Annotated in this window: 16 protein-coding genes; 14 read left to right on the forward strand and 2 right to left on the reverse strand. The window is 60.9% G+C overall.

Annotated features, from left to right (window positions below):
* The first annotated feature begins 59 nt into the window (after positions 1–59).
* The 12 genes from K7H22_RS15160 (at position 60) to K7H22_RS15215 (ending at position 21,634) form a co-directional block, all read left to right on the forward strand.
* Positions 60–911 (forward strand): glycosyltransferase, encoded by an 852-nt coding sequence (locus K7H22_RS15160; RefSeq protein WP_230801719.1) that lies wholly within the window; start codon positions 60–62, stop codon positions 909–911.
* A complete protein-coding gene (locus K7H22_RS15165) occupies positions 908–2,284 on the forward strand; it encodes an oligosaccharide flippase family protein (protein ID WP_230801720.1) in 1,377 nt (458 codons plus the stop codon). Before K7H22_RS15160 ends, K7H22_RS15165 begins: the two co-directional genes overlap by 4 nt.
* 118 nt (positions 2,285–2,402) lie before the next feature.
* Complete coding sequence (locus tag K7H22_RS15170; RefSeq protein WP_419248190.1) at positions 2,403–8,876, forward strand: type I polyketide synthase; 6,474 nt, start codon at positions 2,403–2,405, stop codon at positions 8,874–8,876.
* Positions 8,873–9,910: a glycosyltransferase family 2 protein gene (locus K7H22_RS15175; RefSeq protein ID WP_230801721.1), complete on the forward strand. Its 1,038-nt coding sequence runs from the start codon at positions 8,873–8,875 to the stop codon at positions 9,908–9,910. Before K7H22_RS15170 ends, K7H22_RS15175 begins: the two co-directional genes overlap by 4 nt.
* A complete protein-coding gene (locus K7H22_RS15180) occupies positions 9,910–14,724 on the forward strand; it encodes a MupA/Atu3671 family FMN-dependent luciferase-like monooxygenase (protein ID WP_230801722.1) in 4,815 nt (1,604 codons plus the stop codon). Before K7H22_RS15175 ends, K7H22_RS15180 begins: the two co-directional genes overlap by 1 nt.
* Positions 14,721–15,416: a 4'-phosphopantetheinyl transferase family protein gene (locus K7H22_RS15185; RefSeq protein ID WP_230801723.1), complete on the forward strand. Its 696-nt coding sequence runs from the start codon at positions 14,721–14,723 to the stop codon at positions 15,414–15,416. The genes K7H22_RS15180 and K7H22_RS15185 overlap by 4 nt, the downstream gene beginning before the upstream one ends.
* 123 nt (positions 15,417–15,539) lie before the next feature.
* Complete coding sequence (locus K7H22_RS15190) at positions 15,540–16,577, forward strand: glycosyltransferase 61 family protein (RefSeq protein ID WP_230801724.1); 1,038 nt, start codon at positions 15,540–15,542, stop codon at positions 16,575–16,577.
* 112 nt (positions 16,578–16,689) lie between these two features.
* Positions 16,690–17,166 carry a serine acetyltransferase gene (locus K7H22_RS15195; RefSeq protein ID WP_230801725.1) on the forward strand — a complete coding sequence of 159 codons (477 nt, stop codon included), beginning with the start codon at positions 16,690–16,692 and terminating at the stop codon, positions 17,164–17,166.
* The gene (locus K7H22_RS15200; RefSeq protein ID WP_230801726.1) at positions 17,163–18,737 is read left to right on the forward strand and encodes an AMP-binding protein; all 1,575 of its coding nucleotides are present in this window, start codon (positions 17,163–17,165) and stop codon (positions 18,735–18,737) included. Before K7H22_RS15195 ends, K7H22_RS15200 begins: the two co-directional genes overlap by 4 nt.
* Positions 18,738–18,758: 21 nt before the next feature.
* On the forward strand, positions 18,759–18,995 hold the full coding sequence (locus K7H22_RS15205) for an acyl carrier protein (RefSeq protein ID WP_230801727.1): 237 nt from the start codon (positions 18,759–18,761) through the stop codon (positions 18,993–18,995).
* Positions 18,976–20,196: a type III PLP-dependent enzyme gene (locus tag K7H22_RS15210; protein WP_230801728.1), complete on the forward strand. Its 1,221-nt coding sequence runs from the start codon at positions 18,976–18,978 to the stop codon at positions 20,194–20,196. Before K7H22_RS15205 ends, K7H22_RS15210 begins: the two co-directional genes overlap by 20 nt.
* A gap of 232 nt (positions 20,197–20,428) precedes the next feature.
* A complete protein-coding gene (locus K7H22_RS15215; protein WP_230801729.1) occupies positions 20,429–21,634 on the forward strand; it encodes a chain-length determining protein in 1,206 nt (401 codons plus the stop codon).
* On the opposite strand, the gene K7H22_RS15220 is transcribed toward K7H22_RS15215, so the two are convergent.
* Together K7H22_RS15220 and K7H22_RS15225 are read right to left on the reverse strand one after the other, a co-directional pair.
* Entirely contained in the window at positions 21,631–22,563 is a 933-nt protein-coding gene (locus tag K7H22_RS15220) for a CpsD/CapB family tyrosine-protein kinase (RefSeq protein WP_230801730.1), read from the reverse strand. The two genes, K7H22_RS15215 and K7H22_RS15220, sit on opposite strands and share 4 nt — an antisense overlap.
* 190 nt (positions 22,564–22,753) lie before the next feature.
* On the reverse strand, positions 22,754–23,761 hold the full coding sequence (locus tag K7H22_RS15225; RefSeq protein WP_230801731.1) for a glycosyltransferase: 1,008 nt from the start codon (positions 23,759–23,761) through the stop codon (positions 22,754–22,756).
* A 206-nt stretch (positions 23,762–23,967) separates the two neighbouring features.
* On the opposite strand from K7H22_RS15225, the gene K7H22_RS15230 reads away from it, so the two are divergent.
* Both K7H22_RS15230 and K7H22_RS15235 read left to right on the forward strand, forming a co-directional pair.
* Entirely contained in the window at positions 23,968–24,720 is a 753-nt protein-coding gene (locus tag K7H22_RS15230; RefSeq protein WP_230801732.1) for a WecB/TagA/CpsF family glycosyltransferase, read from the forward strand.
* A 29-nt stretch (positions 24,721–24,749) separates the two neighbouring features.
* Positions 24,750–25,955, forward strand: coding sequence for a glycosyltransferase (locus K7H22_RS15235; RefSeq protein ID WP_230801733.1), 1,206 nt, complete (start codon positions 24,750–24,752; stop codon positions 25,953–25,955).
* The last annotated feature ends 1 nt before the right edge of the window (position 25,956 follow it).

Consider the following 25,956-nt stretch of genomic DNA (forward strand, 5'->3'; position numbering starts at 1 on the left):
GCTGGCGGCTCTCATGAAGGGCCAAAGCGTGATTTGACCCATTTTTCAGGATTACTGCAGTGCTCAGCGTTATCATTCCCGCCAACAATGAAGAGGCATTGTTGGGCACCTGTCTCGAATCCCTCTTGGCCTCAGAACCTCCAGCATGTTGTGTCGAAATTGTGGTTGTAGCGAATGGCTGCAACGACAACACGGCCGGAATTGCGCGCGAGTTCCAAACCCGCGTCGAAGCACGTGGATGGAAAATGCAGGTGCTGGATCTGACGAAGGGCGGCAAGATTCGCGCCCTAAACGCGGGCGATGCGGTGGCAAGCCTGCCATGGCGCGCATATCTTGACGCTGACGTGACCGTTAGCCCCACGCTGCTTGATCAGTTGTGCCGCGCGTTGGACGGACCAAAAGCGCGCTATGCAAGCGGCAATTTGCGGATAACAGCAGAGGGGTGGGTCAGCAAAGCCTATGCCGCTACTTACCGCAAAGTGCCATTTATTGCGCGCGGTGTTCCGGGTTGCGGATTGTTCGCGGTTAATGCCGCAGGACGCGCGCGATGGGGCCAGTTCCCTGATATCATATCGGACGATACTTTCGTCCGACTCCTCTTCCGCCAAGAGGAGCGCATTGCCGTAAAAGCGCGCTACAATTGGCCGCTTGTCGAAGGTTTCGGAAATTTGGTACGCGTAAGACGGCGTCAGGATCGTGGCGTCCGTCAGGTTGCAGCGCTCTACCCCGAACTCTGCAAGAATGATGAAAAATCCGTGTTGGGCATCACTGGAAAGTTAGCGCTGCTTGCCCGCAATCCGGTCGGTTTCACCATGTATTCAAGCGTAGCTTTGGCAGTCAGACTAGGCGACACAAATAGCGGCTTAGCGGGCGTCAATGCCAACCTCCCCGACTGGAGCCGCGGCAGATGAGCTATGCAGCCGTCACAACAAGCAGATTGCGTGAAATATTATCGGGCACGAGCCTGACATCGCGGGTCATGAGATCCTCCGCCTTTACCGTAATGGGATATGGGTTTTCTCAAGGTTTGCGGTTGCTGGGTAATCTTTTGCTAACTCGCCTGCTATTCCCAGAAGCTTTTGGCTTAATGGCGCTCGTTACTGTTTTTATGGTTGGCCTCCAGATGTTTTCCGATTTTGGCATCGGACCGGCAATCGCGCAGAGTAAAAGAGGTGACGACCAGATATTTCTGAATACCGCGTGGACAGTTCAGATATTGCGTGGCGCAATTCTGTTCCTTATTGGCTGTGCACTAGCCTACCCCGCATCTTTGATCTACGGCGAGCCTCTTCTTTTTGGCCTTTTGATACTTGCCTCAGTACAATTTTTGATTTCGGGCTTCATTCCCACGCGCCGCGATACGGCAGGGCGGCATCTGCGGCTTGGCCACGTAACTCTTATCGAGATGACTTCTCAAACTATTGGTTTGATCAGCATGATCTCCCTTGCATTTTGGACGCGCTCGGTCTGGTCACTCGTGGTTGGAATGGTTATTGGCACAATCGCGCAAACTATATTGATGACCATTTTTTTACCCGGTCAACGAAACAGGTTGCGTTGGGAAAACAACGCTATCCATGAGTTGATCCACTACGGCAAATGGATCTTTCTCAGTACAGTTTGTGGTTTTGCCGTAGCGCAGGGAGACAAACTCGTGTTGGGGAAGTTCCTGCCGCTAGATTCATTCGGTATTTACAACATCGGCTTTTTTCTTGGTAGCTTTTCATTGCTTCTGGGCATGATGGTCACCGGTCGCATCCTCATTCCCGTCTATCGGGATCGCCCCCCTGCTACTTCCCGAGAGAATTTCTTGAAACTGCGAAAACTTCGTGGATTGGTTACTTTGGGAATTTTGAGCCTTTTGCTTATTGTCGCCTATTCAGGTGTCTGGCTTGTCGAATTGATGTACGATGTTCGTTATCAGGATGCAGGCGCAGTCGTTGTATTGATCGCCTGTCTACAAATCCCGGTAGCAATCGGCCTAACCTATGATCAGGCAGCTTTGGCGGCAGGAGATTCGAAACGGTTTTTCATAGTAACCTTTGTCAAAGCCTTCCTTACCATCACAGGCCTGCTGATCGGCGTACAGACCTACGGGCTGATCGGCGCGCTGGCGGGGCAGGCTTTGGCGATCATCCTTGCCTATCCGGCCCTTGTCTGGCTGTCCGTGAAAATCGGGGTGTGGGACCCTTTGCACGACCTTGGCTTTGCCATCATCGGGCTGTGCCTCGCGGCAGGTGCGATCTGGTATAACTGGGCCGCGATCTCCGCTTTGGCCGCTTAGGCCGGACCACTAAATTCGACCGTCTTTGGTCAGATTATCACCTTATTTTGCGGCTACTCCAGCCGATGTGCCAGTAACGAGTTGACCAGTAAAGCCTCTGACGGACCTCAAAAGGGAGCTGGCAGCAGTGAACGCTGACAACGATATCGCCATCGTGGGCATGGCCGCGCATCTTCCGGGTGCGGGGGATGTCGGCACATATTGGCACAACCTGCGTCAAGGCCTCCGGTCGATCCGGCAGCTGTCCGAGGACGAGTTGCTGGCGGCGGGCGAGGCGCGGCATGTCATGGCGCGGCCCGATTACGTGCCTTTTGCCGCCCCTCTGGACAGGTTCGACCATTTCGATGCGGAGTTTTTCGGGTTCAGCCCCAAGGATGCGGCGATCATGGACCCGCAGCACCGCCAGTTTTTGGAAGTGATCTGGGAAGCGCTGGAAAACGCAGGCCATATGCCCGAGGATTTCAATGGTCCTGTCGGCGTGTTCGGCGGCTGTGGCATGGGCAGCTATTTCTATTTCAACATCTGCTCGAACCCCGATCTGGTGCAGGATGTGGGCATGTTCCTGCTGCGCCATACCGGCAATGACAAGGATTTCCTGACCACCCGCGCAAGCCATGTGTTCAACCTGACAGGGCCGAGTGTGAACGTGCAGACCGCCTGCTCCACCTCTCTGGTGGCGGTGCATTACGCGGTGCAATCCCTGCTGACGGGCGAATCCGATATGGCGATTGCGGGCGGTGTGACGATCGAACTGCCGCAGAACCGTGGCTATATCTATAAAGACGGCGAGATCCTGTCGCCTGACGGCGAATGCCATGCCTTCGACCATCGCGCGCAGGGCACGGTGTTCGGCTCGGGCGCGGGGGCTGTCGTGTTGCGCCGCCTGTCGGATGCCATTGCAGACGGCGATCATATCTGGGGTGTCATCAAAGGCACCGCGATCAACAATGATGGCGCGGCCAAGGCCGGATACCTGGCCCCGTCCGTCGATGGCCAATCCGCCGCGATTGTCGAGGCGCAGGCGGTGGCGGGCGTGTCGCCCGACACGGTCGGCTATATCGAATGCCACGGCACCGGCACCTATCTGGGCGACCCGATCGAGGTTGCCGCCCTGACCGAGGCGTTCCGCCAAGGTGGAGCGCAGGGCGAGGGCTTCTGCCGGATCGGATCGGTGAAAACCAATATCGGCCATCTGGACACAGCCGCAGGGGTGGCGAGCCTGATCAAGACAACGCTTGCACTGCATCACGGGCAGATCCCGCCCTCACTGGGATACGAGGCGCCGAACCCCGTAATCGGGTTCGAGGGCAGCCCCTTCACCGTGAATGACCGGCTGACCGACTGGCCACGTGGGACAACGCCGCGCCGTGCCGGTGTGAATTCGCTGGGCGTGGGCGGCACCAATGCCCATGTCGTGCTGGAAGAAGCCCCCCTTGTTGATGCATCGGGCCAAAGCGATTTTCCCTTCCAGCCGCTGGTGATCTCGGCCCGCAGCAAGGCAGCGCTGGACGAGGCCGCGCAAAGGCTGGCCGACCATCTGGAGCATAACCCCGATCAGCCGTTGCCCGATGTGGCCTTTACCCTGCGACACGGACGCCGCGCCTTTGAACAGCGCCGCGTGATCGTGGCCGAAACCCATGCCGAGGCTTCGGCCACCTTGCGCGCCAATGACCCGCGCCGTGTCTTTACGCATAAAGTGCTGGGCGACGCGCCTGATGTGGTCTTCATGTTCCCCGGTGGCGGCGCGCAATATGCTGGCATGGCGCGCGATCTTTATGATGCCGAGCCTGTGTTCCGCGACTGGATGGATCGCGGGCTTGATGTGCTGCAAGCCAAGCTTGATTATGACATCCGCGCGTTGTGGTTGCCCGCAGCGGGGCAGGAAGCCGCCGCAGACGAACGCCTGAAACAGCCATCGGTGCAATTGCCGCTGATCATGATCGTGGAATATGCGCTGGCGCAGCTCTGGATCAGTTGGGGCGTAAAGCCCGCAGCCCTTGTCGGCCATTCGATGGGCGAGAATACGGCCGCCTGCGTCGCAGGTATCATGAGCTTCGAGGATTGCATCGGGCTGGTCCATCTTCGCGGCACCTTGTTTGATACCGTGCCTGCGGGCGGTATGCTGTCGGTCGGTCTGCCCGCCGAGGATCTGCGCCCGCTTCTGGGGGATGATCTGGATCTTGGCGCGGTCAATGGTCCCGCGCTCAGCGTGGCCTCTGGCCCGCAAGCTGCACTTGACCGTCTGCAAGCCGAGTTGGAAGCCCGCGAGGTGGAATTCCAGCGCATCCCCATCGACATCGCCGCCCATTCGCGGATGCTGGAGCCGATCCTGCAACGCTTTGGCGATTACCTGCGGTCGATCAAACTGAACGCGCCGCAGATTCCGGTCATGTCCAACCGGACGGGCCAGATCCTCAGCGATGCGCAGGCGATGGACCCGTATTATTGGGTCGGCCATTTGCGCGGCACTGTGCTTTTTGCCGATTGCATCGCCACGCTGGCCGCCGATGCGCCCAAGGGTCAGGGCCGCGTGTTTCTTGAAGTCGGCCCCGGCAAGGGGCTGGCATCGCTGGCCGGACAACATGCGAATGTGACACCAAACGCCGTGATAGGGTCGTTACGCCATCCGCAGGACCATGTGGCGGATGATGCCTATTTCATGGCGATGCTGGCGCGCATGTGGGCCGTGGGTGTCGCCATCGACTGGGACCAGATCTGGGGCGGCGTGCCGCGCAATCGTGTGCCGCTACCAAGCTATGCTTTCCAGCGCAGCCGCTATTTCATCGAACCCGGCAAAGGCGCGCAGACGCAGGATGATGCCGATTTGTGGCCGCTCAGGTCCGACAATCTGGATGCTTGGGGTTACCGCCCCGCATGGGTGCCGCGTCTGGCCGAATGCGATGTCGATTTCGACAATCTGTCCGATCTGCCCACGCAAAACTGGCTGGTGTTCGAGGATGACGCAGGTCTTGGCGCGACCCTGACCGCGAAATTGCGCGCCGCGAACCAGCAGGTGATCACCGTACGCCCTGCCGATGCTTTTGCCCGCGCGGGCAAGGATGGCTATCTTCTGGCCCCCGAACAGGGGCGCGCCGGATATGACCAACTGGTCCGCGATCTGGTGGAACGCGGCATGATGCCCGACCGCATTGTTCATCTGTGGCAGGTCACGCGCGAACGCAGCTTCCGCCCCGGCAGCAGCTTTTTCCATCGCACGCAGGAACAGGGCTTCTACAGCCTGCTGTTTCTGGCGCAGGCCCTGGCCGAGGAAAACGCAACCCCGCATATCCAAGTCGTCACATCGGACGCGGCACAGGTGCGCGCCGAGCCTCTGACCGATCCCGACAAATCGACCATCATGGGCCCCGCCCGCATCATCCCGCGCGAAGTGCCGGGCATGTCCTGCGCCGTGCTGGATATCCGCCTGCCCAAACAGGGCAAGCGCCGCGATCAGGCGGCCCTTGATGCTCTGGCAGACAGGTTGCTTGAGGATCTGCTCGCAGCACCCGCCAATACGGTTGCCGCCCTGCGCGGCGACAAACGCTTTGCGCTGGAATTCAAACCAACCCCTCTGGCCAAGGTTGACGATACCGCTCTGCCCCTGCGCGACGATGGCGTGACGCTGATCACCGGCGGTTTCGGCGGTATCGGCCTCAGCATCGCAGGCGCCTTGATCGCGCGCGGGCAGAAACATGTCGTGCTCATCGCCCGCTCGCCCTTGCCCCCGCGCCCCAGATGGGACGCGCTGGTGCAAACCGGTGTGAATGACGCGACCGTGCAACGCATCCGCGCGGTTCAGGCGCTCGAGGCGCAGGGTGGCAATGTTCTGGTGCTTCAGGCCGATGTCAGCAATATCGAGGATATGCGCGCGGCCTGTGCGCAGACCGAGGCCGAGTTCGGCCCTGTCACCGCCGTGATCCATGCCGCAGGCGTGATACATGACGCGCCGCTTCTGACCAAGTCCCTGACCGAGATCGAGGATGTCTTTACCCCCAAAATCCACGGCACCAAGGTTCTGGAAGAGCTGTTTCCCGATGGCACATTGGACTGGATGGTGCTGTTTTCATCCTCCTCCACCGTCACCGCGCCGGTGGGTCAGGTCGATTATGTCGCCGCCAACGAATATCTGAACGCCTATGCGAAATCGCGCAAAGGCGGCAAGACGCGGGTGCTGGCGATTGACTGGGGTGTCTGGTCGGGTGTCGGCATGGCCGCCGATGCGATGGCCGCAAGGCTGGCGGGCGATGCGCCCCCCGAACGCCGCAACACGCCAGCGGATACGCCGCTGCTGTCCCAGATCACGCAGGACGAAAGCGGGCACCGCCTTTTCCTCAAGACACTGGATGCGCGCGCCGAATGGGTGCTTGACGACCACCGCACCAAGGCAGGCGATGCCGTCATGCCCGGCACAGGATATCTGCAACTCGCCGCCGCATCCCTGCGCGCTCAGGGCGAGGTCGGCGGGTTCGAAATCCGCGATCTCTACTTCCTGTCGCCCTTGCAAGTGCCCGATGGAAGCACCCTGGACATGCAGGTGCGCTTGCCCCGCGCGGATGCGGGCTATGGCTTCGAAGTGCAGACCGTGCAACCCACTGGCACCGTCACCCATGCCGAGGCGGAATTGTCGCTGCTCCCCCTCTCGCCGCCCGAATCCCTTGATCTGGACGCGATCGCCAAACGCTGTGCAGCACCTGAAACCGCCGATGCAGGCAGCTACCTGCCCGCCCCGCAAGAGGCGCATCTGGCCTTTGGTCCGCGCTGGCATGTGATCCGATCCATGGCCTTGGGGCAAGATGAAGGTCTGGCTTGGCTGTCATTGCCAGAACCCCATGCCGCCGATCTGACCCAAGGCTGGGGCCTGCATCCCGGGCTGATGGATCTCGCCACGGGTTGGGCGATGAACCTGATCGCAGGCTACCGCCCCGACCATCTGTGGGTGCCGGTCTCCTACGGATCGGTGCGCGTGCATCGTCCGCTGCCTGCGCGCGTCGCAAGCTGGGTCCGCAGCCGCAAGGACAACAGCGCCGATGGCCCGTCAGCCACCTTCGATGTGGTGATCACCGCCCCCGATGGCACCGTCTGTATCGAGGTCGAGGGCTTCAGCATCCGCAGGCTGGAAAACACCGCCGCTTTCGGGCGCGCCGCAGCGCCTGTCAAAGCTGCCACCAACCCGCAAACCCAAAGCGGCCCGCGCCCCCTGTCGCCCGCCGAAGAACGCCTGCGTCATCTGATCTCGCAGGGTATCCAGCCATCCGAGGGGTCCGAGGCTTTCTTGCGCGCCCTCGCCGGAAAGGACGCGCAGATCGTCATTTCCTCGCTCGATCTGTCCGCTTTGATCCGTCAGGCCAACGCCGTGGAAAGCGCCGCCGATACCAGCGGACAAAGCTTCGAACGGCCAAAACTCGACAGCGATTTCGTGGCACCGGAAACCGAGGTGGAAAAGCGCCTTGCCGGTTTCTGGCAGGAACTTCTGGGGCTGGACAGTGTCGGCGTCGAAGACAGCTTCTTTGATCTGGGCGGTCACTCGCTGATCGCGGTGCGCCTCTTCGCCAAGGTCCGCAAAGCCTTTGCCGTGGACTTCCCCATCTCCGTCCTGTTCGAGGCCCCAACCATCCGCAAATGCGCCGCCCTGATCGAGGAACGCGGCGTCGTGCCGGGGGCCGAGGCTGCACCTGACAGCGCGGCCAAACCCGCCACGCCGCAGCGCCGCTTTACCCATGTCGTGCCGATGCATAGCGGCGAGGGCGGCACGAAGACGCCCTTCTTCCTTGTTGCGGGCATGTTCGGCAATATCCTGAACCTGCGCCATCTGGCGCATCTTCTGGGCACGGATCGCCCCTTCTACGGCTTGCAGGCGCGCGGGCTTTACGGCGATCAGGAACCGCACCGCGATCTGAAACAGGCCGCCGCCGATTACATCGCGGAAATGCGGCAGGTCCAGCCGCAAGGCCCCTATATGCTGGGCGGCTTTTCCGGTGGCGGCATCACCGCGCTGGAAATCGCACAGCAACTGACCGCCGCAGGCGAAGACGTCAGCGCGCTGGTCATGCTCGACACGCCTTTGCCCGTGCGCCGTGGTATCACCCGCCGCGACCGTGCGCTGATCCAGTGGCAGGAATTGCGCGCCGCCGGTCCCGCCTATCTGGGTCGCTGGGCCGCCAACCGCATCCGCTGGGAGATCGAGAAGCGCCGCCCCAAATCCGACGATTTCGCGGAGCCTGCCGCGCAATTCCACAATGTCGCGATCGAAGCGGCATTCATGGAAAGCGTCACCACCTATCCGCTGCGTCACTGGGATGGTCCCCTGACCCTGTTCCGCCCGCCGCTGGTGGGCAAATGGCAGGTCGCACCGGATCGTCTGATCAATGCCGACCGCAACTATGTGCTGCATGACAATGACTGGACCGCATGGGCCCCCCGCGTTGACGTGCAGGAAGTGCCCGGCGATCACGATTCGATGGTGCTGGAGCCGAATGTGCGGGTGCTGGCCGCCCGTATGCGCCGCGTGATCGAAGCCGCCGAACGGCGCAGCACTCCGCGCAATCTGCGCGCCGTCGCAGGCCGCGATGTCGCGCAGGAGGCGGCTGAATGACACCCATGCCGACCGACCCCCGCCTGCTGATCGTGCTCCTGAACTGGCGCACGGCCCCCATGACCCTGCGCGCCGCTGCCGAGGGCCTCGCTGCAATGGCCGAACTGCGCCGGATCATGCCCACAGCACGTTGCGAGATGGTGATCGTCGACAACGCATCAGGCGATGGCAGCTACGAGATGCTGAGCGAGGCCGCGACGGGGCGCGGCTGGACCAAGGACGGCACCGTCCGCGTGATCCAGTCCGGCCATAATGGCGGCTTTGGCGCGGGCAATAACGTGGGCATCCGCGCAGGCATGAGCGATGGCACACCGCCCGATCTGGTCTATCTGCTGAACTCGGACGCATTCCCCGAACCTGATGCGCTTCTGGCCCTGATCCGCGCGCTGGCCGCCGATCCGGGTGCAGGGATCGCGGGCAGTTTCATCTTCGGCGAGGATAGCACGCCGCATGAAACCGCCTTCCGCTTCCCGTCCTTCTTGTCCGAATTCGAGACAAGCGCCTGCACCGGCCCGATCAGCCGCCTGCTGTCGCGCTTCCGCGTCCCGCTGGATATCCCGCAGCACACCACCCGCGTCGATTGGCTGGCAGGCGCCAGCATGATGATCCGCCGCGAGGTGCTGGAACAGATCGGTCTATTTGACGAAACCTTCTTTCTCTATTTCGAGGAAACAGACCTCTGCCTGCGCGCTGAACGGGCGGGTTTTGCCACGCTCTATGTGCCTGAAAGCCGCGTCATGCATATCGGCTCGGTCTCGACCGGCATGAAGACATGGGTCGAACTGCCCGATTACTGGTACGACTCGCGCCTGCATTACTTCACCAAGAACCACGGCAAGCTCTACGCAGGGCTGTGCAGTCTGGCGCAAATTTTGGGCGCAGGCGTGCAGCTTTTGCGTCGCCCTGCCAAACGCAGGGCCAGACCCGGCCAGCTTGGGAGATTGCTGGGCCACCATCGCCGGACCCTCGCCTCCGGCACGCCGAACAGGGGCGAAACACCGATGCCCCTGCGTGATATGAAAGGTAAATCGTGATGAGCTCTTTTTCCGCCGTGCTGATCGGCCATGAACCCCTGACACAAAACTGCGGTCAGGTGCTGCTGGATACGGGTCATAATCTGGCCGCCGTCGTCACGCGCTGCCCCAATATCACCGCTTGGGCCATGGATGCGGGCCTGCGTATCGAGGCTCCGGGGCCGGATCTGGCGCAGCGTCTGGCGGGACTGCCTTTCGACTGGCTGCTCAGCATCGCCAATCTGGACATGCTGCCCGCCGATCTGCTGGATCTGCCGGCAAAGGGTGCAGTCAATTTCCACGATGGCCCCCTGCCCCGCTATGCCGGCCTGAACGCCCCCGTCTGGGCCAAACTGGCAGGCGAGGCGCAGCACGGCATCACATGGCACCTGATCGCAGGCGGCGTGGACAAGGGTGATATCCTGCTGCAACGCATGTTCGACATTGCAGACGACGATACCGCCCTCAGCCTGAACAGCCGCTGCTTTGCCGAAGCGATCGACAGCTTCCCCGAACTGGTCAGCCTGCTGGCCACCGGCGCGCCCGCGCAGCACCAACAGGATCTCGCGCAGCGCAGTTATTTCGGCCTGTTCGACCGCCCCAGCGCCGCAGGACGTCTGGATTTCGCGCAGGATGCAATTTCACTAGTCCGGCTGGTGCGCGGTCTGGATCACGGTCATCACGGCAATCCGCTCTGCCTGCCCAAGATCATGACACCGTCCGCTCTGCTAGCTGTGCAGGGGGCCGAGGCTATCGCGGGCGGCGCAGGCGCACAGCCCGGCACGGTGTTGCAAGCCGATACGGACAGCCTGACCGTGGTCACCGCGACGGGCCCCCTGAAGCTGTGGGGCTTCACCGATCTGCACGGGCAAACCGTGCCGCATGGCGTGCAGGCGGGGCAGGTTCTGCCGGTTCTGAGCACAGCGGAAACCGAAGCGCTGGACGCCGCCCTTGCCCCCCGCATCAAGATGGAAGGTTTCTGGCGCAGACGGCTGGAAACGCTGGAGCCTGTGACGCTCGATCTGGCACAGGATACCAGCGCATCGGGCGAGATCACGCATGACCTGACCATCCCGTCAGACCTTGGTGCCGAAGGTATCATGGCTGCAATGGCCGTCCTGATGGCCCGCATGTCGGACCGCGACCATGTTGATCTGGCATGGCAAAGCGCTGCGGCAAGCGATCCCGCCCAAGCGCCCTATCTTGCCGGATGGGCCCCCTTGCGGATCACCCGCGCAGCGGCCCTGTCGGATGCGGCCCAAGGTTTCGGCACCGATCTGGCACGCGCCCGCGCCAGTGGCGGTTTCGTCGCCGATCTGCCGCCCCGCATTCCGGGCACAGCCCCGTTGCATATCCCTGCCGTCGGGCTGACCGAGGGCGCATTACAGCGGATCACAGGCACCGTCCTGACGCTGGCCATCGCAGGCGACCGCGCCCGCTTGATCGCGGATGCGTCCCGCCTGTCGCCCGTATCGCTTGACCTGATCGCCGCGCGTCTGGCTGTCGTCGCCGCAGCGCTGGATCATGACGATGCCGTGGACACACCCGTGGCCGATCTGCCGGTGATGCCCGATGCCGAACTGGTGCTTGTGACGCAAGGCTGGAACGACACCGCCACCGAACTGCCCGATACCGCCTGCCTGCATCACATGATCGAAGCCCAAGCGGCCCGCACCCCCGACGCAACCGCACTGGTTTTCGAGGGCCAAAGCCTCAGCTACGGCGATCTGGACAAAGCCGCCAACCGCACCGCCCATGTGCTGCAAACCATGGGCGTGGGTCAGGGCACGCTGGTGGGTCTCAACTGTGCGCGCAGCCCCGATATGGTGATCGCCGCCTTGGGTATCCTCAAGGCAGGTGGGGCCTATGTGCCGCTTGATCCGGCCTTCCCGCCGGACCGCATCGCGCTCTATATCGAGGATTCGGCCTGCCCCGTGATCGTCACACAATCGCGGCTTGCCCCCGATCTGCCGCAACATTCCGCGCAGATTCTGGTGATAGACACCGATCCACGCCTTGAATCCGCGCCCGACACGCAACCCGATTGCGCGGCCACCGCCGGCGATATGGCCTATATGATCTACACGTCAGGCTCGACCGGCAGACCCAAGGGCGTGATGGTCGAACACCGCAACGTGGTGAATTTCTGCATCGGCATGGATGCCCGCATCCCCCACAAACAGGGCGATACATGGCTCGCCGTCACCTCGCTTTCCTTCGACATTTCCGTGCTGGAACTGTTCTGGACGCTGGCACGCGGCTTCAAACTGGTGCTCAGCAGCGACGAGACCCGCGCGCTGGTCTCGAACGGTCCGGTCAATGTGACGGGCAAAGGCATGGAATTCAGCCTGTACTACTGGGGCAACGACGACGGCGTCGGGCGCGACAAATACAAGCTGCTGCTGGAAGGCGCGAAATTCGCCGACCAACACGGCTTTTGCGCGGTCTGGACACCGGAACGGCACTTCCACGCTTTCGGCGGCCCTTATCCGAACCCCTCGGTCACAGGCGCTGCTGTCGCGGCCGTGACGCAAAACATCAGCGTCCGCGCAGGCAGTTGCGTGGCCCCCCTGCACCATCCGGCACGGATTGCCGAAGAATGGGCGGTGATCGACAACCTGACCAACGGGCGCGCAGGCCTTGCCATCGCCAGCGGCTGGCAGCCCGATGATTTCGTGCTGCGCCCTGAAAACGCGCCACCCAACAACAAGCCCGCGATGATGCAATCCATCGCGGATCTACGCAAACTCTGGGCGGGCGAAACCGTCGACTATCCCACCGCCGCTGGCGGGATGCACGGCGTTGTCACGCAACCGCGCCCCGTGTCCAAAACCCTGCCGATCTGGGTCACCACCGCAGGCAATCCCGACACATGGCGCGAAGCTGGCACCATCGGGGCCAACGTCCTGACCCATCTTCTGGGCCAGTCCATCGACGAGGTCGGCGGCAAAATCCAGCTTTACCATCAGGCGCTGCGCGAGGCGGGGCATAACCCCGACGATTTCAAAGTGACCCTGATGCTGCACAGCTATCTGGGGCAGGACCGCGATTCGGTGCGCGAGATCGCGCGCGAACCGATGAAGGATTATCTGCGCTCGGCGGCGGGCCTTATCAAGCAATATGCCTGGGCCTTCCCCGCCTTCAAACGCCCGCAAGGGGTCAACAACGCCTTCCAGCTTGATCTTGGTTCACTGGAAGAGGACGAACTGGAAGCGATCCTTGATTTCGCCTTCCTGCGCTATTTCGACGAATCCGGTCTGTTCGGCACGATTGACGACGCAATGGAGCGCGTCGAACAGGTCCGCCGGATCGGTGTGACCGAAGTGGCCTGCCTGATCGACTACGGCATTCCCGTGGATCAGGTTCTGGAAGGTCTGGTGCCCTTGGCCGAGGTTGTGAAACGTGCCAATTCCGCGCTGGAACCTGACGCCGGTGATTATTCCATCGCGGCGCAGATCGTGCGCCACAATGTCAGCCACCTGCAATGCACCCCCAGCATGGCCCGCATGATCGCCATGAATGACGAGGCGCGCGGCGCGCTGTCCAAGGTCAAACACCTGATGCTGGGTGGCGAGGCGCTGCCCGGCGCATTGGTTGGCGAATTCGCCAGCATGACGCAGGCCAGCGTTGAAAACATGTATGGCCCGACCGAAACAACCATCTGGTCCACAACCCAATCCGCCACGCCGGAACAGGGTGTCATCAATATCGGCACGCCCATCGCCAATACGCAGGTCTATGTGCTGGATGACGCGATGCAGCCCGTCCCCGTCGGCATGGCGGGCGAGCTTTATATCGGCGGGCATGGTGTCACACGCGGCTATTGGCAGCGCGAGGATCTGACGGCAGAGCGTTTCCTGCCCGATCCTTTCGTCACGCCGGACCGCGCCGCCCCTTGGAGCGCGCGCATGTATCGCACCGGCGATCTGGTGCGCTGGCGCAGCGATGGCAGGCTCGATTTTCTGGGCCGCGCCGATCACCAGATCAAGCTGCGCGGCTACCGGATCGAACTGGGTGAGATCGAAGCCGCGATGGACGCCTTCACCGGCATCCGCCAAGCGGTCGTGATGGCGCGCGAGGATGTGCCGGGGCTGGTGCGTCTGGTCGGCTATTTCACCTGCACCGCCGCCGTGGATCAGGTCGCGCTCAAGGCGCATCTCGCCGCGATGATGCCGGACTATATGGTGCCATCGGTCTTCGTGATGCTCGACGCATTTCCGCTGACCCCCAACCGCAAAGTGGATCGCAAGGCCCTGCCTGCACCCCAAGTACGGACCGTCGCCACAGCACCGGCGCCCATGGAAACCGCCGTCGCGGCCCCCGCACCAAGGGCGGAAGAGCCTCCGGCGATGACGCCCGCCCCAACCCCTGCCGCTTCCGCCGCGCCCTCCGGCGATACCTTCACACAGTCCACAGCCGAGGCCGCCATCGCTGCGATCTGGTCGCGGATATTGGGCGTGCAGGGCATCGGCGCGCGGGACAATTTCTTTGATCTGGGCGGCCATTCCCTGCTGGCCGTGCAAGCGCATCGCGAAATTCGCGCCGATCTGGGCATCCGCAGCCTCAGCATCACCGACATCTTCCGCTTTCCGGTCCTGTCGGCGCTTGCCGCAAAACTTGTCGACCAACCCCTGCCCGAAGGCAGCACACCCGTCGCGGCCCCTGCTCCGACCGCTCCGGCCCCCGCAGCCCCGCAGGTCGCGGCCCCACCACCACCAGCACCGCAACCGGCAACGCAGCTTCTGCACCCGTCCGAAGACCGCGCCACCTTCCGCACCGAGGCGATGAACCGGCGCCGCCAACTCAGGGCCGAAAGGCTGCCGCGCACCGGATGAGCATCGCCTTGGAACAAAGTATTTCGGGTCTCTTCGGGGCTGGCGTCGCCGTGGCGGTCCTGCCCGTGACGGGCGCGCATCCCCCGCTTTTGCCCATAGAAGAGGTTGCGATGCGCCGCGCGGTCCCGTCCCGCCGCGCCGAATTTACTGCCGGACGCGCCGCCGCAAGACTGGCCCTGCAACGCCTCGGCCTGCCCCCCGCCGCCATTCCCAGCGCACCGGATCGCAGCCCCGTCTGGCCCGCCGGCGTCACCGGCTCCATCAGCCATGCCGCAGGCCTCTGCGTCGCCGTCCTGTTACGCGATCCCGCCGCAACACTCGGCCTGGATATCGAAGAAGCCACGCCCCTCGATGAAGACCTCTGGCCTCTGGTCCTGACGCCCTCGGAACTGCTGTCGCTCGACACCCACCCGCCCGCACAACGCGGCCGCATCGCCAAACGCATCTTCAGTATCAAGGAAGCCGCCTATAAGGCGCAATTCCCCCTGACAGGCGCGGTCATCGGCTTTCAGGCCCTCGAAGTCACCCCCGATTTCACAACCCATACTGCACAGATCTGCTGCACTGACATCGGCGCACAGGTGCCGGGCTTGGCCGCGCTGTTTCCGCCTAAAGGCGCTGCCTGTCAGATTCTCAAGGACGGCGAAGAGACGACCCCCATTTTCGTCGCAGGACTGGAACTCCGCAAATGATCAAATCAATGTCTGATCCCGCCTCATCCGACCACTTCCATACCGCTCCAACATTCGCCGACAACTTTCTGCGTTTGCGTATTTTCCAACCCGCCAGTCGTGTTTAGGGAAAGGTCGAAACCCGTGTTTTCAGCAAGTCCTCTGATTGGCAAGTTGCGCCGCATTCTGACAAAAGACGCCTCCGACTTCTTTGTAGGCGCGGAAGAGAAGTGGACTATCACGCCTGCGGAACAGATATCCTTTCCAGCCGCAATCATCCCTGTGGGACACAAGGACAAGGTTATCGCAACAGAATTTGGCAGTTTCGATGAGGTCATGCTTTCGTTGACTGAACCCAGCCATGGAACAGTTGGCTCAACAGTCGGCTATCGGTTCCGTGATGTCGATTATGTCGACGGGGTTCTGTATCACAAAGGTGCCGAACTGCATCTCAGACAGCGGCAATCGCGTCTCCCCCTTTATCGCCGCCCTCAACGCGAGATCTCTGGCGCGCTTTACGAAAGCTGGGTTGGAAACCGGTGGTTTGGAAACTGGTTGATGGATGATTGCCTGACATACCAACTGGCCGCAGAAGCGGGCGAACCTCTGACAAGTAACGACGCAATCGGTCATATGCCACGCTATGAAAACCTGCAGAGCATGAAACCTGTCAGGATCGGTGATGCCCATTTCAATGAACTGATCCTGTTCGATGACCGTCACAACAACTCGAACCGCATGGCCCGCGCCGCCGCCCAGCGTACCCTGTTGGCGGCAGGCCGTGATACATCATCAACTCCCGGTGTATTCCTTCTGAGGGGCACAACAGGCGATCACCGGCGTCTGTTGAACGAGATGGACCTCGCGGAACGCCTTTCTGCCAGATACGGCATCCGCTTCATGCTGGCCGAGGACTACACCACAGATGAACTTCTGGATGCCTGTGCTGGTGTAAAGCTGGTGATCGGTGTCGAGGGTAGTCAGCTTGTACACGGTTTGTCCGTGATGCCCGCAGGCGGCTCCCTCATCACCCTGCAACCACCCGACAGGGTCACAACAGCCCTCAAGCTGATGTGCGACCGGTTGGACTTGCGGTTTTGTGCCCTGATCGGTGAAGGCTCGACGGAAGGTTTCACCATAGATGCCAATGACGTGGACGCGGTGCTGGACATGATCCAATGACACAGGTTTTGCAAACTCAACCACATGCCCAAACAACCCGAGGCGCCATATGTTCGAAGATGTGAGAAAAGACTACGTCCGGCACGGACGTTCATTTACGGAACCCGCTTTCGTGTCTCTGGCTGTCTACCGCTACGGCAAATGGTCTATATCGGTAAAATCCAAACCACTTCGCTGGCTCGCGACAAAGCCCTATGCGCTCATGCGGATTTTCATTCTGAACGTCACCAAAGTCTGGATTCCCCCGGAAACGAAAATCGGAAGCGATTTCCACATCATTCACGCCGAAGGATCGCTTTCAATCCATCCCGACGCGATCATCGGCGACCGCGTCGGGGTCATGCACAATGTCACCATCGGCACCAATATGCGGGGTGGCGCACCTGTAATCGGTGATGACGTGTTTATCGGGGTGAACTCGACAGTGCTTGGACAAATCCGCATCGGAAATCGGGTCCGCATTGGTGCCAACACCTCTGTGACCACCAATGTCCCCGACGATTGCGTCGCTGTCGGCTCTCCTGCAAAGATTTACCCCAGCCTTCCGCTTTTCGCGCAGAAAAAATCGACGCCAAGGGACCAGAAATGAACGTCCTTGATCCGATTGACGAAGCTGATTCCAGCGTTTACCGCCTGCTTGACGACAACCTGCCAATGCGTTCAGGACAAATTGCGCTGATCGACAAAAGCGCAACTGTCACCTACGGCGCCTTGGCGATTGAAGTTGACCGTTTGGCCGCATGGCTTGTCAGCTGCGGCATTGTTGCCGGTGATCGGGTGATTATCTACCTGAGGAAGAGCATTGGCGAGGTCGCGGCCATGTTCGCGGCGTGGAAAATCGGCGCCGTTGTTGTCAACGTCAATACCCAGTGGACGGGCGCGCAACTCTCCTATGTTGCCCGTGATTGCCGCGCGCGTGCTGCGATCATGGATATCCCCAACAAGAACTGGCTGGAGGGCGCGGCCCTACCCGACACGCTCAAAGCGATCCTTGTGCGTGGCAAGCCGGTGGAGTCCGATCAAGTCATTCAATCATGGGCGACATTGCCCGAAAGTCAGGCCACCCAAGCAAGGCCGGACCCTTCAGACCTTGCCATGATCATCTACACGTCCGGCTCTACGGGCTTGCCCAAAGGCGTCATGCTCAGCCACCGCAATATCCGCGTGGGCGCAATTGCTGTCAGCACCTATCTGGAACTGAAGGACGACGACCGCCTTTTGTCGGTTCTTCCCTACAGTTTTGACGCGGGGTTGAACCAGTTGACCTCGATGTTCTGGAAGGGTGGATCGGTTGTCCATCAACCGCTCAGCATTCCATCGGAAATCGTCAAGATGGCGCAGGAATGGAATGTCACCGGCATTGCAGGCGTGCCGCCGCTTTGGAACATGATCGTGCGCTATCTGCATGACGCACCGACATCCTTGCCGGCACTCCGCCGCATAACGAATACTGGCGGCAAGATCGCGCCCAATATCCTAGATCTGATGCCGGACGTTTTTCCCGATGTGGACATCTACCTGATGTATGGTCTGACCGAAGCTTTCCGCTCGACATATCTTCCGCCAAAAATGTTCGCCTCCAAGAAAGGCGCAATCGGGCGTCAGATCCCGCATGCGCTTGTCTGTGCGATCCGCGCCGACGGTCAGATTGCAGGTGCTGGCGAAGAAGGGGAATTGGTTCATGGCGGCCCTCTGGTCAGTCTGGGTTACTGGGAACGTCCCGAACTCACAGCCCAGAAAATCCGCCCCTGTCCCGCTCTGAACGACGCCCTTTCCGGCGCCTCTGTTGTGTGGTCCGGCGATCTGGTCCGCGTTGATGACGATGGCGATATGTGGTTCGTCAGCCGCATGGATGAGATGATCAAAACAATGGGTTTTCGTGTCAGTCCAACTGAAGTCGAGGACCATTTGGCCAGAAGCGGCCTGATCCTCGAAGCCGTGGCTTACGGGGTCGATGATGATGAACGCGGCCAGAGGATCATGGCGGTTGTGACACTCTTGCCGCAGGCGGATGCCGAAACTCTGATCGCCTATTGCCGCAAACATATGCCTGGATACATGGTTCCCTACAAAGTTGATCTTTGGACAGGACCTATGCCCCGTACAGCCAGCGGCAAGATTGATCGCCCCTTGGTTGTTGGCAAGTTCTTTAATATCTAAACAAAAACCGAGGTAACTATCATGCGTTTGACAACCGACGAGCTTCACACATTCCTGACAACAGAACTGGGGCTGGAGGATGATGTCACTGCGGAAACCGAACTGTTCTCGACCGGAATGCTGGATTCCGTCGCCATGATGAACATCATCGGTTTCATCGAGGAAAAGTCCGGAATTGATGTGCGTCCGGCGGATGTGACCCTCGACAACTTTGATACAATGCAACGGATCGTTGATTATGTCGCCGCAGAATCCTGAGCGCGACAAACAGCTTTCTGTCGCGGTACAAAGGTTCGGCACCCCGTCCTATGTGTATTTCAGTGACTTGATCGACAACCGTATCGCATCGCTGAATACAAATTTCGGGCGCTGGTTTGCACTAAGCTATGCGATGAAGTGCAACCCCAACCCGAAGTTGCTGAACTGGCTGTCATCGCGGATCGACTATATCGACGTGTCCTCGGGCGGAGAGTTTCACGCAGCCGTCAAATCCGGTTGGGACGCCAGCCGGATCAGCTTTACTGGTCCTGCGAAGACCGCGCAGGAGCTTGAAGGCGCGATCACTGCAGAGCTCGGGGAATTGGTCATCGAAAGCCTGCGCGAGGCACGGCTTGCCAACAGCATCGCCCAATCGCATGGGAAGGTTCAGAATGTTCTGGTGCGAATTTCGCCAGACAGGGTGCCGCGCGGATTCGGCGATCACATGGCCGGACGGCCCAGCCCTTTCGGGATAGATATCGAGGAAGCTGATGCCGCGCTGCATGAGATCATCGCGCTACCGAACTTGGCTCTGAAAGGGCTGCATATCTATTCCGGAACGCAAAGCCTCAAACCCGCAGCGATTGCTGAAAACTGGCGCATCTTCATCGCGACGTTCCGCGACCTTTGCGAAACGCATGACCTGAAACCCGAAAAACTGATTTTCGGGGCGGGCTTGGGCATTCCCTATCATCCGGGGGATCTGCCTCTGGATATCTCGGAAATCGCCTCGGACATAGGCGGTGATCTGGACAATCTGCAATCCGATCCGCGTTTCAGCAACACAAAACTTGTTCTGGAACTGGGCCGCTATCTTGTCGGCGAGGCAGGTTTTTTTGTCACCCGTGTTGTCTCTATCAAGGAATCCCGCGGTGCCCGTATCGCGATTTGCGATGGCGGCATGAACGCGCATCTGGCGGCGTCCGGCCATTTCGGGATGGTTCTGCGCCGCGCCTATAACATGCACAGGCTGGGCGGCGGTACAGACGCGGAAAAAGTCGACATTGCCGGTCCGCTATGTACATCGATCGACAGGCTCGGCGGAAATGTGATGTTGCCGAAACTCGTCGAGGCAGATCTTATCGTGATCCATGCCAGCGGTGCCTACGGCCCGACGGCAAGCCCGACCCGCTTCATTTCCCATCCCGACCCGCGAGAGGTCTGGGTGGATACGACCGATATGGAAGACGTGACGCCGTAATTAGTGAGTGCGCGCGAAGGTAAGAACCTATCCAAGAAAATCGCCCCCGAAACGCTCTGTTTCGATCCGGTTTACTTTCCTTCCGGCCCTGAATGTGGCACTTGTGTGGCAAGGCGTGTGCGTAGCCTTTGTGCTCGGTTTTCCCAGATTTTGACAATGTGCCCGCAAGGCTGGCATCCGCCCGATAAAGGCGGATCACCGACCATACCGGCGCCTTATCCAAGGACCGCGCATGGCGCAGATCGACACGGTAGGACAAGGATTGCGCGTCCTGCACCGGCATGCGCGGCTGGCCTTCGCCTTGTTCATGCTGGGCTGCACGATCTCGCTGGGTGTCGCGCTGAAATCGCCCCGCGTCTACGAGGTCACAGCCTCAGTCCAGATCGAAACCCCTGCCATCACCATCGGCACCACCGGACGCAGCGGTCCCTCGATCGCCAGCCGCATCAGCCTGATTGAACAGAAGCTGAAATCGCGCGGCACGCTGGAACAGGTCATCACCGATTTCAACCTCTTTGACGAGGCAGAGGACCTGCCGATGGTGCAGCGCGTCACCATGCTGCGCGAGGCGGTGGGGATCACACGCATGATGGACCGCGATTCGGGTTGGGGTTCAGGCATCCAGCCCACGGGCCTGTTGATAACCGTGCGGATGGACGACGCGCAGATCGCAACCGATGTGGCCAACACCTTCCTTGATATGGTGCTGGCCGAGGGACGCAGCCGCGCCACCACCCGCGCCGACAGCACACTGTCTTTCTTCAGCGCCGAGGAACAGCGCGTCACCACCCAGATCGCCGAGGTCGAAAGCCGCATCGCCGCCCTGAAAGCCGCCAATCTCGGGGCATTGCCCGAAGCCGTCGACACGCGCAATGAACAGCTTGGTCTGCTGCGCGAAGCGCAACTGTCACTGGAACAGCAGATCATCACATTCGAACGCGGGCGCGACCGCTTGCGCGACGAAGAAGCCGCGCGGCAGGATGCGATCCTGCGCCAGCAAAGCCAGTTAATCGCCGACCGCATCAGCGAGGTGCAGGCCCTCAACGATGCGGCCCCCGAAATTGAACGCCAACTCACCCTGCTCGAACGGGACCGCAACCGCCTACAGGACGAATACACCGCCATCACCTTGCGCCGGGCCGAGGCAGCTATGACTCAGGAACTTGAAAGCCGCGATCAATCCGACAGGTTCGAAGTGCTGGAACGCGCGCTTGTGCCGGAATACCCCGTCAGCAAAAGCCGCCGCAAACTGTTGATGGCGGGCGTAATTGCCTCGCTTTTCGCCGCAATCGGCGCGGTTCTGGCTTTGGAATGGCTCAGCCCGAATCTGCGGACCGCCCTGCAGATCGAACGCGCCACGGGCCTGCGCCCCATCGTCGTGATCCCCGAACTTACCTCACCACGCCGCCGCCGCAGAACGGCCAGCCGCCCCGCCTAGGGCTCGCCGCGGTTCAGCACGACACCCAGCACAGGCGTATCATCGCCCAAACGCCGCATTGTTTCGGACAGATCGTCAGCACTGGTCAGCGCCCCGTTCGAAACCAGAAGCACCGCGTCATATTGCCTGCGGAATGTCAGCACATCATCATGGCTCAGTACCGATGGCAGGTCATGGATCACAAAGTCCGGCCCCAGATCTTCCATCATCCGGTCCAGCACCCGCGCCGAATCGGGATGCGCCAGAATCTCGGCGGCATAGGAATCCTCGCGGTCGTTCAGACCGATCGCCAGATTGGGCCCGATCCGTAGCAGATTCTGCCCCATCCGCATGAGGCTGCTCTCAAGCGCGCGCTGCCCGCGCAAAAAGCCGGCCATACTGCCGGCCTGCCGCGCGCCCAACATCCGCGCCACATCACCGGCACGCCGCAGGTTCATGTCCATCAGCACGGTGCGACAGCTTTCATAGCGCGACAACGCAATCGCCAGATTGACCGCCGTAAAGGTCTTGCCACAGCCGTCCGTCGGCGAGGTCACGGCAACCCGCTTCCAGTTATTGTCTGCCAAAGCCTTCACGATCCGCGCCCGCAACACCTCGAAATGGGCATGCGCCGGATCGGTCCGCGTCGCGGTGATGACCAGATTGCTGTCCAGCAACGCCTCGTCCACGGGGATATGCGCCATGTCGTTCCACAGATCGACCACCCGTGGCAGGTGCCTGTCAGCCTTGGGCGTCCCGCGCTTGAGCGCACGATCCCCCACGGCCACAACCTGCCCCGCCGACCTTTCGGCCTGCAATTCCGGCATCAACCCGTCCAAAGCCCCTTCCTCGAGCACACGCGCCAACACCCTGCGCCGCGCCTGCCCGTCAAGCCGAACCGTCTTGCGCCGTCTGGGTAGATATTCCGTCATTTCACCTGTCCGGCTCATTCATCAACCTTCCCGATTGTATCATCGGGTCTGACCCCCGTAAAATCCCTTACACTTGAACAAAGCGACCAAAATAAGCCAACTGACATTGTTTTGAAAGTTCGGGATGATCTGTTGCAAAAGCTTGGCCAAGTCCGCGATCCAAATGACTACCCTTGGATTGTGGTGAACCTGTCCCTGTCAACCGACCCTACTTATACTCGATCAACCGCATCTCCCGCCGCCGGAACCGCCGCCAGAAAAACCGCACGGCGCCGACCAGATTGGGAAACTTCGACAGGGTCAGGAACAAGGCCTGATGCGCCGCATGTCCTGCAGTCAGCCCTTCACGCATCAGGCCGCGCATCGTGCGCAGCCATGACAGTTCATAGACCGACAGAGCCAGAATAACCACGAACAGCCCCCATAAAACCGGTCCCGCAAGCAACATCACCACCCCCGCCGATGCAATCAACGGCAGCACTACGGCATAGAACAGGATGCGCCGCCTCGGTGCCACGAAATGTTCGGGGTGCAGCCCCCCGATCTGGGCATAGGCATGTCCGGCCCGCACAGCCCGTTGCCACCATTCGGAAAACCGCGTCATCGCGGCGTCATGGCGGGTCATCGCAAGTGGCAGGCGCTCCAGTCCCCAGCCTGCCTTGCCAAGCCGCAAACAGAATTCTTCATCCTCGCCTGCAATCAGGTCAGGCGTCAGCCCGTCCAGCGCCTCGAACGCAACGAGGCGCACCATCATATCCCCGCCGCAAGCCGTGATCGGCCCCGCAGGCCGGTGCCATTCCACATCGCACATCGCGTTATAGACGCTGCGCGCGGGGTCGATCTCGGAGCGCCAGCCTGTCACAAGGCCCAGATCGGGACGCGCCTCCAGATGCGCCAAGGCGGCTGTGATCCAGCCATCAACCACCGCGCAATCACCATCGACGAATTGCACAAATTCAGGCGCAGGTCCGCTTTGCATCAAGGCCGCAAAGCCTGCATTGCGCGCACGTGCCGCCGTAAAGGGGCGCTCCATGTCCAGCGTGACCACCTCGACGCCAAGGCTGTGCGCGAAGGCCACGCTGTCATCGGCCGAGCCGCTATCGACATAAACAACCCGCGCCACCTGCGCGGTCAGCGAGGTCAGGCAACGCTTGAGACGCTCCCCCTCGTTCCGGCCGATCGCGACCGCTGCAACTTTGCTGGCAGAGGGGATCATGCAGCTATCCAAGCCGCGTGTTCTACCCTTGGGTGCGTTTTGAAAACCATTGGCTGAACAACAATCTCTTTAAAGTGTATCACGCCCCAGGGAACGCAATGTCTTTTCATCAGCAGATATTGTCAGTAATTTGTCGCAGTTAAAACGTTTTCTTGACCCCAACTTCCGATGGCGGACCTAGCATTTAAATCAGGGCTATAATTTATATGAAATTCACAACCGGAAGCAGTGAGACAGTCGTAAACATTCCGACCCGCAGTATGCTCGAGGATGTCGTCACGGCACGTCTGGCCGCAGGTCAGGGCTTTGCACTGGCCACGCTGAACCTTGATCACCTTGTCAAACTGGCCAGTGATCCTGCCTTCCGCGCCGCCTATAAAGCGCAGGATTTTGTTGTCGCCGACGGCAATCCCATTGTCTGGCTGTCACGTCTGGCCCGCCAACCGGTCGATCTGATGCCCGGCTCGGATATGGTTGTGCCATTATGCGCGCTTGCCCAGAAAGCAGGTCAATCCGTGGCGCTGGTCGGCACGACCGATGACAGCCTGCGTCGCGCGGCAAACGCCCTGCAATCCGCCGTCCCCGGCCTTGTTATCGCGTGCCGCATCGCACCCCCTTTCGGTTTCGATCCCGAAGGCCCCGAAGCCGATACAATCCTGCGCACAATCGCAGCCTCCGGCGCGCGACTATGCTTTGTAGCGCTTGGATCTCCCAAACAGGAACGCTTTGCCGCACGCGGGCGCGTCATGGCACCGCAAGTCGGTTTTGCTTCGGTCGGCGCTGGCCTTGATTTTCTGTCAGGCAGCCAGACACGGGCCCCACGCTGGGTCAGGCAGCTTGCACTGGAATGGCTCTGGCGACTTCTGGGACAACCCCGCCGCCTTCTGGCCCGCTATCTACGCTGCGCGCTGATCCTGCCCGGTCACACATTCGATGCCATGCGGAAGCGATTTCAATGAATGGGCAAGGCAACCGAAAAGGCTTGGCGATGAAGATCGGCTATCTGGTGAACACCTATCCGTCGCCGTCGCACAGCTTTATCCGGCGCGAGGTGCAGGCGCTGGAGCGTCAGGGCATGACCATCCACCGTTTCGCCATGCGGGGCATGCGCCCGCAACTGGTCGATCCCGAGGATATCATCGAGCATGACAAAACCGAACATGTTCTCGACAAAGGCTTGGCCCGCATCGGCCTTACCGCGCTGGTGCAGATCGCCACCGCCCCACGCCACAGCCTAGCCGGTCTTCGTCGCGCCATTCGTCTTGGCCGGCGTCAATCCGGCGGGCTGATACGGCACCTGATCTATTTCATCGAAGCGTGCTATCTTGTCCGCCGCTGTGCCGCTGAGGGATTGGGTCATATCCACGCCCATTTTGGCACCAATCCAGCCGCGGTCGCAAATATCATGCGGGCTATGGGCGGGCCAAGCTACAGCTTCACAGTCCACGGCCCCGAAGAATTCGATGCACCCCACGCATTGGGGCTGGACCTCAAGATAGCTGATGCCGCCTTCACTGTCGCGGTCAGTTCCTTTGGCCGCAGCCAGCTATGCCGCTGGGTCGATCACCGCCATTGGGCGCGCATCAGAATTGTCCATTGCGGCATAGATCCCGCAAAATTCGCAACCGTCGCCCCGATGCCGGACGGTCCGCTCAGGCTCGTGGCCATCGGGCGGATGGTAGAACAGAAAGGCCAGATGGTGCTGATCGACGCATTGGCCGGATTGCAGCACAGTGATCTTCTTCTCACACTTGTCGGTGACGGCCCGATGCGCCCCCAGATCGAGGCCGCGATAAAAGCCGCAAACCTGTCCGGCAAAGTCACCATCACCGGCTGGGTCGATGAGGCACGCGTGCGAGCCGAGCTGGTCAATGCACATGCGCTTGTGATGCCAAGCTTTGCCGAAGGCTTGCCGGTCGTGATCATGGAGGCCATGGCCGCTGGCAGGCCGGTGATTGCCACCTACATCGCAGGCACACCCGAACTGGTGCAGCAGGGTGAAAACGGATGGCTGGTTCCCGCCGGAAGCGCCAATGCCTTGGCCGAGTCAATTTTGCAGGTTGGGGCCCTGCCCATCGCCACATTGCAGAAAATGGGGCTGTCGGCCCGCGCACGCGCCTTGGAGCGGCACGATATCGACACAGAGGCCGGAAAACTGCGGGCAGAATTTCAGAGATTATCGCGGCTGCCGTAGT

Source organism: Seohaeicola saemankumensis (assembly GCF_021021435.1).
Classification (GTDB): domain Bacteria; phylum Pseudomonadota; class Alphaproteobacteria; order Rhodobacterales; family Rhodobacteraceae; genus Seohaeicola.